The organism is Pseudomonas amygdali (genome assembly GCF_002699855.1).
GTDB classification, from domain to species: Bacteria; Pseudomonadota; Gammaproteobacteria; order Pseudomonadales; family Pseudomonadaceae; genus Aquipseudomonas; species Aquipseudomonas amygdali.
Genome location: NZ_LKBW01000050.1, coordinates 1 through 13,245, shown reverse-complemented (window position 1 = coordinate 13,245; position 13,245 = coordinate 1). Strand labels below are relative to the sequence as shown.

General features: G+C 59.8%; 7 protein-coding genes. 4 read left to right on the top strand and 3 right to left on the bottom strand.

The window, feature by feature from the left end; all coding sequences use genetic code 11:
* Positions 1 to 170: 170 nt before the first annotated feature.
* From xdhC to xdhA, 3 genes are read right to left on the bottom strand one after another with little or no spacing between them, the layout of a single operon-like run.
* Positions 171 to 1,010, bottom strand: a complete 840-nt coding sequence (gene xdhC, locus AO277_RS05720; protein WP_044319698.1) for a xanthine dehydrogenase accessory protein XdhC — start codon at positions 1,008 to 1,010, stop codon at positions 171 to 173.
* Entirely contained in the window at positions 1,007 to 3,526 is a 2,520-nt protein-coding gene (gene xdhB, locus AO277_RS05715) for a xanthine dehydrogenase molybdopterin binding subunit (protein WP_044319697.1), read from the bottom strand. Before xdhB ends, xdhC begins: the two co-directional genes overlap by 4 nt.
* On the bottom strand, positions 3,519 to 4,973 hold the full coding sequence (gene xdhA / locus AO277_RS05710) for a xanthine dehydrogenase small subunit (protein ID WP_044319696.1): 1,455 nt from the start codon (positions 4,971 to 4,973) through the stop codon (positions 3,519 to 3,521). The genes xdhB and xdhA overlap by 8 nt, the downstream gene beginning before the upstream one ends.
* A gap of 275 nt (positions 4,974 to 5,248) precedes the next feature.
* Here xdhA and AO277_RS05705 point away from each other — a divergent pair, with 275 nt between their 5' ends.
* From AO277_RS05705 to ligA, 4 genes are all read left to right on the top strand, one after another.
* The gene (locus tag AO277_RS05705; protein WP_002552808.1) at positions 5,249 to 5,908 is read left to right on the top strand and encodes a GntR family transcriptional regulator; all 660 of its coding nucleotides are present in this window, start codon (positions 5,249 to 5,251) and stop codon (positions 5,906 to 5,908) included.
* 4 nt (positions 5,909 to 5,912) lie between these two features.
* Positions 5,913 to 9,401 (top strand): chromosome segregation protein SMC, encoded by a 3,489-nt coding sequence (gene smc, locus AO277_RS05700; protein ID WP_044319695.1) that lies wholly within the window; start codon positions 5,913 to 5,915, stop codon positions 9,399 to 9,401.
* A 250-nt stretch (positions 9,402 to 9,651) separates the two neighbouring features.
* On the top strand, positions 9,652 to 10,521 hold the full coding sequence (gene zipA / locus AO277_RS05695) for a cell division protein ZipA (protein WP_044319694.1): 870 nt from the start codon (positions 9,652 to 9,654) through the stop codon (positions 10,519 to 10,521).
* Between the two features lie 129 nt (positions 10,522 to 10,650).
* Positions 10,651 to 13,014 (top strand): NAD-dependent DNA ligase LigA, encoded by a 2,364-nt coding sequence (gene ligA / locus AO277_RS05690; RefSeq protein ID WP_044319693.1) that lies wholly within the window; start codon positions 10,651 to 10,653, stop codon positions 13,012 to 13,014.
* Positions 13,015 to 13,245: the final 231 nt, after the last annotated feature.

The following is a 13,245-nucleotide window of genomic DNA, read 5'->3' as shown; positions in this document are numbered from 1 at the left end:
CAATATTCTTTCACGGCTGCGAGTTTTGCCTGCACTGTATATTTACCCATGACGCCTCCAAAGGTTGCGTCCAACCTTCGGGGGTCATACCAGGTCGGCAATGCTGTGAAGGATGGCGGCGCGGTAGGCTTTACGGCGGGAAACTGAACTCATGGCACTCTCATTGTGACTCATTGCGACTGACTGCGGCGTGATGCGGGCAGCAGTCTGGCGATTGGTTCGGCATTGGCACTGTGCTGGCCAAAGCTTGCGTTGTAGGTGGCGATTATTTCGGCGGCGATGGACACCGCGATCTCGATGGGCAACTTGCCTTTGACTTCCGCCAGGCCCATCGGGCAACGCATGCGTTGCAGCAGGCTGGCGTCGAAACCGCGTTCACGCAAGCGATGTTCGAATTTGACGCGCTTGGTTTTCGAGCCGATCAGCCCGAAGTAAGTAAAGTCGCCGCGTTTTAGGATCGCAGCAGTCAGCTCAAGGTCCAGTTGATGGTTGTGGGTCATGACAATGCAGTAAGTGCCGACAGGCAACTGCGCGACCTCGTCGACCGGCTCTTCACTGACGATCTTCAACACGCCCTCGGGCATCGGCTCGGGGAATTCGTTCTCACGCGCGTCGATCCAGCGCACCCGGCAGGGCAGGCTGGCGAGCAGTGGCACCAGCGCACGGCCAACATGACCGGCACCAAACACGGCGATTTGTGCGACCGGTTCGCCCATCGGTTCGAACAGCAGCACATTGACGCCGCCACAGCACTGACCGAGGCTTGCGCCGAGGTTGAAACGTTCCAGACGCGTCTGCCGGGTGCCGCTGGCCAGCATCTCGCGGGCGATTTGCATGGCCTTGTATTCCAGGTGCCCGCCGCCGATGGTGCCGTGGATATGCTCGGCACAGACCACCATCTTCGAGCCGGCGTTGCGTGGCGTCGAGCCCAGCTCCTCGATGATGGTCACCAGAATGCCGGGTTCTCCACGGGCCTGTAGCTCGGCCAGGGCGCTGATCCAGTTGTTCATTTCTGCTCCAGGACAGAGTGATCCAGGCCAGGCGCCTTCTCGAGCAAGCTCGCTCCCACGGGGGCATCCTGAATAGGTGAAGGCGAGCCTGGCGGAGCTTCACTTACCCGCGAAGGGGCGGAAACAATCGGCTCGGCACCTTCGCCGGATGCGCGACGCGCAGCGCTTTTCTGGCGCATCTGCTCACAGCCCCACAACACTTTTTCCGGGGTTGCAGGCGCGTCAATGTCCGGTTGATGACGATAATCACCCAGACTCGCCACAGCGTCCTTGATTGCGCACCAGGCCGCGATGCCGAGCATGAACGGTGGCTCGCCGACGGCCTTGGAATGGAACACCGTGTCTTCCGGGTTCTTGCGGTTCTCCACCAGCTTGATGCGCAGATCAAGCGGCATGTCCGCCACCGCAGGGATCTTGTAGGACGCCGGGCCGCTGGTCATCAGCTTGCCCTTGTCGTTCCACACCAGTTCCTCGGTGGTCAGCCAGCCTGCGCCTTGAATGTAGCCGCCTTCGACCTGGCCGATATCGATGGCCGGGTTCAGCGAGGCACCGACGTCGTGCAGAATGTCGGTGCGCAACATCTTGTACTCGCCTGTCAGCGTGTCGACGATGACCTCGACGCAGGCCGCACCAAACGCGTAGTAATAGAACGGTCGGCCACGCGCCTGGCTGCGGTCATAGAAAATCTTCGGCGTCTTGTAATAGCCGGTGCTGGACAACGACACCTGGCCCATCCAGGCCAACTGCGCCAGCTCGGCGAAGGGCAGGAAAATATCGCCGATCCGCACATGGCCGTTGCGAAACTCGACTTCTGCTTCTGCCACCTGATAGTGCCGGGCGGCGAACTCCACCAGTCGCTGCTTGAGAATTTCAGCGGCATTCTGCGCCGCCTTGCCGTTCAGGTCGGTGCCGCTTGAGGCGGCAGTGGGCGAGGTGTTTGGCACCTTGTCGGTGTTGGTGGCGGTGATCTGAATACGGTCGATGTCCACCTGAAACACCTCAGCCACAACCTGCGCGACCTTGGTGTTCAAACCCTGGCCCATCTCGGTGCCACCATGATTCAGGTGGATGCTGCCGTCGGTGTAGATGTGAATCAGCGCGCCTGCCTGATTGAGGAAGCTGGCGGTAAAGGAAATGCCGAACTTGACCGGCGTCAGCGCCAGGCCTTTTTTCAGGATCGGGCTGCCGGCATTGAACGCGCGAATGGCTTCGCGGCGCTCGGCATACTGGCTGCTCTGCTCGAGGTCGGTGGTCATCTCTTCCAGCAGGTTGTGTTCGACCGTCTGGTAATAGTGCGTGACGTTACGCTCGGTCTTGCCGTAGTAGTTGGCCTTGCGCACCGCCAGCGGGTCTTTGCCGAGGAAGCGCGCGATGCAATCCATGACTTCTTCGATGGCGACCATACCTTGCGGGCCGCCAAAGCCACGGTAGGCCGTGTTGGACGCGGTGTGAGTCTTGCAGCGATGGCCGTTGACCGTGGCTTCGCCCAGATAGTAGGCGTTGTCGGCGTGAAAAATAGCGCGGTCGACAATCGACGCAGACAGGTCTGGCGAGTAGCCGCAGTTGCCTGCCAGATCCAGCTCTATACCCTGTAAACGACCCTCATCGTCGAAACCCACGTCGTACTCGATGTAGAACGGGTGGCGCTTGCCGGTCATCTGCATGTCTTCAAAACGTTGCAGGCGCATCTTGGTGGGCTGGCCGGTCAGCCGGGCAATCACGGCGCACAGGCAGGCCGGGCTGGCCGCCTGGGTTTCCTTGCCGCCAAAGCCACCGCCCATGCGCCGCATGTCGACCACGATGCGGTTCATCGGCACGCCCAGTACCTCGGCCACCAGCTTCTGGATTTCCGTGGGGTTCTGGGTCGAGCAATAGACGATCATGCCGCCGTCTTCGGTCGGCATCACCGAGGATATCTGGGTTTCCAGGTAAAAATGTTCCTGACCGCCGATGTGCAGGTTGCCCTGCAAACGGTGGGTTGCGCTTGCCAGCGCCGCCGCCGAATCGCCACGTTTGTGCGTGTGGCTGTCGAGCACAAAGTGTTTCTGACGCAGTGCCTGAACCACATCCAGCACCGGCTCCAGGTCCTCGTATTCGATGATCGCGGCCATTGCCGCCTGCCGGGCAATGTCCAGATCGCGAGCAGCAACGGCAAGCACCGGTTGCCCGACAAACTCCACCGTGTCGATGGCCAGCAACGGGTCGCCGGGCAGCAGCGGCCCGATGTCCTTCAGCCCCGGAATATCCTGATGGGTAATCGCGATGCGTACGCCGTCGAAGGTGTAGCAGGGCGAGGTGTCGATGCTGATGATTCGCGCGTGGGCACGGTCGGAAAGACGTGCGTACACATGCAACTGGTTGGGAAACTCCAGGCGATCATCGATATACACCGCTTCGCCGGACACATGCTTGTCGGCGCTGTCATGCTTTACGCTACGACCGACGCCAGTGCTCAAGCCCTGCTGAAACACGGCGAGCATTTCGGCCTGGGTAATGGATGGAGAATGCTCAGACATAGTCAGTCACCCGCGTTGCGACGGCAGGCGTCTGCACTTCGATGAAATACTTGCGCAGCAGGTTCTGCGCGCTCAACAGGCGATATTCCTTGCTGGCACGGAAGTCCGAAAGCGGTGTGAAATCTTCGCTCAGTGCGGCGCAGGCCTGCTCAACGGTTTCATTGCTCCAGAGCTGACCGACCAGGGCTCGCTCGCAGGCCGCTGCGCGCTTCGGAATAGCTGCCATGCCGCCATACGCCACACGTGCCTCGCGGATCACGCCGTCTTCTATGGTCAGGCGGAATGCCGCACAGACCGCCGAAATGTCGTCATCCAGGCGTTTTGAAACTTTATAGGCACGAAAGGTCTGCAGTGGATTGGCGGTCGGCACGATGATCTTTTCGATGAACTCACTCTCCTGACGAGCCGTGACCTTGTAGTCGATGAAGTAATCCTCCAGCGCCAGCGTGCGTTGGCTGTTGCCTTTGCGCAGCACGATCTGCGCGCCAAGGGCGATCAGCAGGGGCGGGGAGTCGCCAATCGGCGAGGCATTGCCGATATTTCCACCCAGCGTGCCCTGATTGCGGATCTGCAACGAGGCGAAGCGCTGCAGTAACTCGCCAAAGTCCGGGTATTCGGCCTTTAGTGCTGCATAACAATCGGTCAGCGGAGTGGCCGCGCCGATCTCCAGACGGTCGTTGAAACGCTTCACGCCCTTCATCCCGTCGATGTGTCCGACGTAAATCATCACCGGCAACTGTTTGTGAAATTGGGTGACTTCCAGCGCCAGATCAGTGCCGCCCGCCAGCAGACGGGCCTGCGGATGGCTGCCATAAAGGTCGGCCAGGTCTGCCACGGTCAGCGGAATGAAGCAGTTTTTTTCGCCGTCGCTCAGTGCTTCGGTCTGGGCTGGGGTGATTGCCCGCAGGCGCTCGACCGTCTCAGCCTGGCGCTGATCGAACTGATCCGGCTGGCGCTGGCTGCAAGACTGCTCGGCGGCGGCCAGAATAGGGCGATAACCGGTGCAGCGGCACAAATTGCCTGCCAACGCTTCGTGAGCCTGATGCGCGTTGGCGTCGGTGCTGTTCTTTTGCAGGGCAAACAGCGACATCACAAAGCCTGGGGTACAGAAGCCGCATTGCGAGCCGTGACACTCGACCATGGCCTGTTGCACGCTGTGCAACTGACCCTGGTGCTTGAGGTCTTCGAAGCTGATCAATTGCTTGCCGTGCAGCGACGCCATGAACGTCAGGCACGAATTGAGGCTGCGATAACGCAACGTTTGCTTGCCATCGGCGTCACTGTGCAACTCGCCAACCACGACGGTGCAGGCACCGCAGTCTCCGCTGGCACAACCTTCCTTGGTACCGGGCTTGTGTGCCTGCTCACGCAGGTAGGTCAGCACGGTCATGTTCGGATTCAGGCTGCGCTCGGTTTTTAGCTCTTGGTTCAAAAGGAACTGAATCACGGCGCAAAGCCCTCATATTTATTGTCATCAGACATGTCGATGAATCTATCAGCTCTGCTTATTGGGTCAATTTGTTTCTGACTTACGAGTCAGGAAATTGAGTTTTTCGGCGATCTGCCGATCAAACAACCTCTGGTTCTTGAATCGCCTGCCGGGTGTATTCAAGGTTTTGCGTATTTCGTGCCAGTTTCCGCGTCTATGGCCCTGCGCCATCCGTACCGGTTGCGCTACACTTCGCGGCTTGCGTGCAGAACTGGTTTTTTTGAAGGATAGTCATGACGTTCAAGGCCCCGGACAGCCTCGCTGAGCAAATTGCTCATCATCTTGCCGAGCGGATCATTCGCGGTGAGCTCAAGCCTGGAGAGCGTATTCAGGAACAGAAAGTCACGCAGGCGTTGAACGTCAGCCGTGGTTCTGTGCGCGAAGCATTATTGATTCTGGAGCGCCGCCACCTGGTGGTGATCCTGCCGCGTCGGGGGGCACAGGTCACGGTGCTCAACGCGCATAACGTGACCAGCCTGTGTGGCCTGATGAGCGAGTTGTACATTCTGCTGGCCAATGCAGTGGTCGAGCGCTGGCGCACCGAGGATGATCTTGCGCCGTTCGTGCAGATACAGCAGCGTCTGCAGGTCAGCTTCGAGCAGCAGGACGTCAAGGCATTTGTCGAAGAGAGCTTCAATGTCATGCGCGCGGCCTATCCGTTCGCCAGCAACCCGTACCTCGAAGAAACGGTCGAGAACCTGCAGCCGTCCATGAGCCGCAGCTATTTCCTCGCGCTCGAGCAACGCAAGGCCGATATGGGCGACTACCTGGCGCTGTTCGACGAGTTGCTTGGCGCGGTGATCGCGCGGGATCTGCCGAAAATTCGTGCTGTGCTGATCGCCTACTGTCAGCGCAGCTGCCAGCTGGTGCTGGCCGCCCTGGCAGCGGACTGACGCCATGCGCCTGAAGTGCATCAAGCTGGCAGGGTTCAAGTCGTTCGTCGATCCCACCACGGTGAACTTCCCCAGTAACATGGCGGCCGTTGTCGGCCCCAATGGCTGTGGCAAATCCAACATCATCGACGCCGTGCGCTGGGTCATGGGCGAAAGCTCGGCCAAGAACCTGCGCGGCGAGTCGATGACCGACGTTATCTTCAACGGCTCAACCAGCCGTAAACCGGTCAGCCAGGCGAGTATCGAGCTGGTGTTCGATAACTCCGACGGCACGCTGGTTGGCGAGTACGCGGCGTATGCGGAAATCTCCATTCGCCGCAAAGTGACGCGCGACAGCCAGAACAGCTACTACCTCAACGGCACCAAATGCCGCCGTCGCGACATTACCGACATCTTCCTTGGCACCGGCCTGGGGCCGCGCAGCTATTCGATCATCGAGCAGGGCATGATCTCCAAGCTGATCGAAGCCAAGCCGGAAGACCTGCGCAACTTTATCGAAGAAGCCGCCGGGATCTCCAAATACAAGGAGCGCCGTCGGGAAACCGAAAACCGTATTCGCCGCACCCACGAGAACCTGGCGCGCCTGACTGACCTTCGGGAAGAACTCGAGCGTCAGTTGGAGCGTCTGCACCGGCAGGCCCAGGCCGCCGAGAAGTATCAGGAATACAAGGCCGAAGAACGCCAGTTGAAGGCGCAACTGTCGGCCCTGCGCTGGCAGGCGCTGAATGATCTGGTGGGGCAGCGCGAGGCAGTGATCGGCAATCAGGAGATCGGTTTTGAAGCGCTGGTGGCTGATCAGCGCAGCGCCGATGCCAGCATCGAAAGGCTGCGCGACGGCCATCATGATCTGTCCGAACGCTTCAACCTGGTGCAGGGCCGTTTTTATTCGGTCGGTGGCGACATCGCCCGCGTCGAGCAGAGCATCCAGCACGGTCAGCAGCGGCTGCGTCAATTGCAGGACGACCTGCGCGAAGCAGAGCGCGCCCGCCAGGAAACCGAATCCCATCTCGGCCACGACACCACCTTGCTTGCCACCCTGGGCGAAGAGCTAGAGATGCTTGAGCCCGAGCAGGAAATGACCAGCGCGGCCGCCGAAGAGTCGGCCATTGCCCTGGAAGACGCCGAAGCGGCCATGCAGGGCTGGCAGGAGAAGTGGGACGTCTTCAATCAGCAATCCGCCGAGCCACAGCGCCAGGCGCAGGTCCAGCAGTCGCGCATTCAGCAACTTGAACAAAGCATCGAACGCCTGGCCGAACGCCAGCGGCGTCTGGCCGAAGAGCGTCAGTTGCTGGCCGCCGATCCTGAAGATGCGGCCATTCTGGAACTGAGCGAAGACCTCGCCACCCGTGATATGACCCTTGAAGAGCTGCACGCAGGCGAAGAGCAGGCGGTCGAGCGTCTTGAGCAATTGCGTGAAGCTCTGCAGCAGGCCAGCCAGGCGCAACAGCAGGCGCAGGGCGAGCTGCAACGTCTCAACGGGCGTTTGGCTTCCCTGGAAGCGCTGCAACAGGCGGCGCTTGACCCGGACACCGGCACCGCCGAATGGCTGCGCGATCAGCAATTGGCCGAACGCCCGCGTCTGGCCGAGGGGCTGAGTGTCGAAGCGGGCTGGGAGCTGGCCGTGGAGACCGTGCTCGGCGCGGATTTGCAGGCTGTGCTGGTGGATGACTTCGACGCGCTTGATCTGGCGAACTTCCAGCAGGGCGATCTGCGCTTGCTCAGCGCAGGTGCCGATACAGTGCGGGTGCCTGGCAGCCTGCTGGAGAAAGTGGACAGTACGGTTGATCTGTCCGCCTGGCTGGGCCAGGTGATTCCGGTCGAGGATCTGGACGAAGCGCTGGCGCGACGTGCGCAACTCAGCGCCGGACAAAGCCTGATCAGCCGTGACGGCTATTGGGTCGGTCGGCACTTTTTACGTGTGCGACGTGCCAGCGAGGCGCAGAGTGGCGTGCTGGCGCGGGGGCAGGAGTTACAAAGGCTGGGTCTGGAGCGTGATGAGCGCGAAGCGACGCTGGCTACGCTTGAAGAGCAATTGCTGGTGCTGCGCGAGCAACAATCGCAGCAGGAAGAAGCCCGCGAGCAACTGCGCCGCCGCGTGCAGGACGAAACCCGTCAGCAAAGCGAGTTGAAGGCGCAACTGTCGGCGGTCAGGGTCAAGGTCGAGCAGTTGACCCTGCGTCGTACTCGTCTGGACGAAGAGCTGGCCGAGCTGGGCGAGCAACGCGCTGTCGAGCACGAGCACCTCGGCGAATCGCGCCTGCAATTGCAGGATGCACTGGACAGCATGGAGCAGGATACCGAACAGCGCGAAGTGCTTCAGGCGCAGCGTGATGCGCTGCGTGAGCGTCTGGATAGGATTCGCCAGGATGCTCGGCAGCACAAGGATCACAGTCATCAACTGGCGGTGCGTCTGGGCTCGCTCAAGGCGCAGTACGATTCGACGCGGCAGGCGTTGGAACGCCTGCGCATGCAGTCCGAAAGGCTGACCGAAAAACGCGAGCAACTGAGTCTGAATCTGGAGGAGGGCGAGGCACCGCTTGAAGAGCTGCGCCTCAAGCTTGAAGAGCTGCTGGAGCGGCGCATGGTGGTCGATGATGAAATGCGCATCGCCAAGAACGCCCTCGAAGACGCTGACCGCGAATTGCGTGAAGCCGAAAAGCGCCGGACCCAGGCCGAACAGCAGTCGCAACTGCTGCGCGGTCAGCTTGAGCAGCAACGTCTGGAATGGCAGTCGCTGACGGTGCGCCGCACGGCGTTGCAGGACCAATTGCACGAGGACGGCTACGACCTGCACGGCGTGCTCGCCACGTTGACCCCTGATGCCAGCGAGCAGGCGGCCGAGCAGCAACTGGAGAGCATCGCCGGGCGTATTCAGCGTCTGGGGGCGATCAACCTTGCCGCCATTGACGAGTACCAGCAGCAATCCGAACGCAAGCGTTATCTGGATGCGCAGGATGCTGATCTGGTGGAAGCACTCGACACGTTGGAAAACGTCATCCGCAAGATCGATAAAGAAACCCGAAACCGCTTCAAAGATACCTTCGATCAGATAAATAGCGGAATTCAGGCACTTTTCCCAAAAGTTTTCGGTGGTGGCTCCGCTTATTTGGAACTGACGGGCGAAGATTTACTCGATACAGGGGTGACAATCATGGCGCGCCCTCCCGGCAAGAAGAACAGCACCATTCATCTGCTGTCGGGTGGGGAAAAAGCCTTGACTGCCCTGGCGCTGGTTTTTGCCATTTTCAAACTCAATCCTGCGCCGTTTTGCATGCTTGATGAGGTGGATGCGCCACTGGATGACGCTAACGTGGGTCGCTATGCGCGGTTGGTGAAAGAAATGTCACAAACTGTTCAGTTCATCTACATCACCCACAACAAGATCGCCATGGAAATGGCTGACCAATTGATGGGGGTGACGATGCATGAACCAGGCTGTTCGCGGCTGGTAGCGGTGGATGTAGAGCAGGCGATGGCGCTTGTGGATGCCTGAGTTCTGGCTTGATTCAGTCGGGAAATCGTTGCGCAAGTGCCTGAAAATTTGACGTTTGTGTGATAGATGGCACTTTGGGCGGCGAAGAGACGTAACAGACGGTGTAAAGTTACCTTTGGTCGTGCTAGTTTAGTGACCACTTTTTATTTTCGCGTGGGCAAATTGCCAGTCAGAACATAGACTTGGCACCACGTATTAAAGGGGTTTAGGCCCTTATTTTCAGATTTCTTCATTAGAGGCACTGGATTACATGGAAATCGGTCTGCGCGAGTGGCTGATCGTCATCGGCATAATAGTCATTGCCGGTATTCTTTTTGATGGCTGGCGCCGTATGCGCGGCAGCAAAGGTAAGTTGAAATTCAGGCTGGATCGAAGCTTCTCCAATCTTCCGGATGAGGAGGAAGCCACGTCGGCCGAAGTGCTCGGGCCGCCCCGTGTGCTGGACACCCACAAGGAGCCGCAGCTCGATGAGCATGATTTGCCGTCGATAAGCGCCAGCCCGCGTGAGGGCAAGCGCAGCAACAGTGACAAGCGTGGCAACAGCGACAAGAAGCGCAAGGATGAACCACAGCAGGGTGACCTGAATCTGGATCTGGACGGCCCGAGCCTGTTCACCGGGCGTGACGATGACTTCCCGGACGACAAGCCTGCCCAGCGCATCACTGAGGACAAGGACCTGCCTCCGGTTGAGGAAGTGCTGGTCATCAGCGTGATTTCGCGCAGTGAAGGCGGCTTCAAGGGCCCTGCGTTGTTGCAGAACATTCTGGAAAGCGGTCTGCGTTTTGGCGAGATGGATATTTTCCACCGTCACGAAAGCATGGCAGGCAACGGCGAAGTGCTGTTCTCGATGGCCAATGCGGTCAAGCCCGGCGTGTTCGATCTGGACGATATCGACCATTTCAGCACCCGTGCCGTGAGCTTCTTCCTTGGTTTGCCAGGCCCGCGTCATCCCAAGCAGGCCTTCGACGTCATGGTTGCCGCAGCCCGCAAGCTGGCTCACGAGCTGGATGGCGAACTGAAGGATGATCAGCGCAGCGTCATGACCGCGCAAACCATCGAGCATTACCGTCAGCGCATCGTTGAATTCGAGCGCCGTGCGTTGACCCAGCGTCGCGGTTAAGCGAATCCTTGTCCACGTCCCGATCAGGAGCATGCTCCGGCAGGCCTTTTCGGGACCTGGGCTTGAACAGATCAGAGCCAACAGATTGAGCAGCCTCGGCTGCTCTTTTGCTTTTTGAGAGAACACCGTATGAAGGCCGTCGAAACCCGAATCCTGGAACTGCGTGCAGAGCTGGATGAGCACAACTACCGCTATCACGTGCTGGATGAGCCCAGCATCCCGGATGTCGAGTACGACCGCCTGTTTCACGAACTCAAGGCCCTTGAGGCAGAAAACCCGCATCTGGTCACGCCGGATTCGCCGACGCAACGGGTTGGCAGTGCCGCTTTGTCGGCGTTCACCCAAGTGCGACACGAAATGCCGATGCTCAGCCTGGGTAACGCTTTCGAAGAAAGCGACATGCTCGAGTTTGACCGGCGGGTAACCGAAGGGCTGGATTTGCCTGCCGGGGACCTGTTTGGTGCGGGCAGCAAGGTGCAGTACAGCTGCGAGCCCAAGCTGGACGGTCTGGCAGTCAGCCTGCTGTATCGCGACGGCGCGCTGGTGCGGGGGGCGACGCGCGGCGACGGCACCACCGGCGAAGACATCAGCGTCAATGTACGCACCGTGCGCAACATCCCGCTCAAGCTGAAAGGCAAAGACTGGCCGGATGTGCTGGAAGTGCGCGGCGAAGTGTTCATGTCCAAGGCAGGTTTCGAGCGGCTCAACGCCAGCCAGCTGGAAATCGGCGGCAAAACCTTCGCCAACCCGCGCAATGCAGCGGCGGGCAGCCTGCGCCAGCTGGACTCGAAAATCACTGCCAATCGTCCGCTGGAATTCTGCTGCTATGGCCTGGGGCAGACTTCGGCGGAAATCGCCGACACTCACATCGGTGTGCTTGAAACGTTGAAAAAATGGGGCATGCCGGTCAGTCACGAGCTGAAGCTGGCGAATGGCGTCGAGGAGTGTCTGGACTATTACCGCGATATCGGTGAGCGGCGCCTGACGCTGAGCTACGAGATCGATGGTGTGGTGTTCAAGGTCAACAACCTGGCTGCGCAGCGCGAACTGGGCTTTCGCGCCCGCGAGCCACGCTGGGCGATCGCCCATAAATTCCCGGCCATGGAAGAGCTGACCGAGTTGCTGGATGTCGAGTTCCAGGTAGGCCGTACCGGTGCGGTAACGCCGGTCGCGCGCCTCAAGCCGGTCAAGGTGGCTGGTGTCATGGTCGCCAACGCCACGCTGCACAACATGGATGAAGTGGCGCGGCTCGGCTTGATGATTGGCGACACGGTGATCATCCGTCGTGCCGGTGACGTGATTCCGCAGGTGGTGCAGGTGGTTGCCGAGCGCCGCTCCGAGAATGCCAGGGCGGTGCAGGTTCCACAGACCTGCCCGGTGTGCGGCTCGCATGTCGAGCGCACGCAGTTGATCAAACGCAGCAAGGGCAAGGAAACCGTCACCGAAGGTGCGGTGTATCGCTGCGTCGGGCGTCTGGCCTGCGGTGCGCAACTCAAGCAGGCGATCATCCACTATGTGTCACGTCGTGCGATGGACATTGAAGGGTTGGGCGACAAGACCATCGAGCAACTGGTCGATGAAAAACTCATTGGCTCGCCTGCCGACTTGTACAAGTTGAAATACGAACAAATCATCGACCTGGAAGGCTTTGCCGAAATTTCCAGCAACAAGCTGCTCAAGGCGATTGCCGACAGCCGACAGCCGACCTTGGCGCGCTTCATCTATGCCCTGGGCATTCCTGATGTGGGAGAAGAGACGGCCAAGGTGCTGGCGCGTTCGCTGGCGTCCCTGGACCGAGTCAAACAGGCATTGCCGGAAGTCCTGACGTACCTGCCGGATGTCGGTCTGGAAGTCGCCTACGAAATTCACAGCTTCTTCGAAGACGAGCACAACCGTAACGTCATTGATGCGCTGTTGGGCGAATGTGGACTGCAATTGCAGGACCAGGGCGAGTTGGGCGCCGAGTTTGCGGCCAGCACTACGCTTGAAGGGCTGATCGACAAATTACATATCCCGTCGGTAGGGCCGGGCGCTGCACAAAAACTGGCTGACAGATTCGGCACGCTGGAGGCCATCATCAGCGCCGATTGGCTGGACATACGCCAGACGCTGCCGGAGAAGCAGGCCAAATCAGTCCGTGATTTCTTCGACGACAGCGCACATGCCGAGCGTGCCCGCGCCATAGAAGCCCAGCTCAAAGACTTCGGCATGCACTGGCGCAGCGAGAAAAAAACCGTCGAAGGCCTGCCGCTGGCCGGGCAGACCTGGGTGCTGACGGGTTCGCTGGAGCGCATGAGTCGTGACGTCGCCAAGGAAAAACTCGAAAGCCTTGGTGCCAAAGTCTCCGGCTCGGTCTCGGCCAAGACCCACACCGTGGTTGCAGGCCCCGGTGCAGGCTCGAAACTGACCAAGGCCAACGAGCTGGGGCTGACCGTACTGGACGAAGATGCGCTGCTCAAACGCCTGACCGAACTGGGCGTGACGGTTGACTGAAGCAGGCCGACGCTCCGCTTGATTATCGTGCGCTCCGCCTCGCATGCCGTTCTGGACGCTCTGCGTCCGATCTTGAGCGTGCGGCGCAGCGTAGATCTGTGACACAGAGCGTCACGCACTGCATTCCCACGCTGGAGTGGTATGACCCCCGAAGGTTGGACGCAACCTTTGGAGGCGTCATGGGTAAATATACAGTGCAGGCAAAACTCGCAGCCGTGAAAGAATATTGTG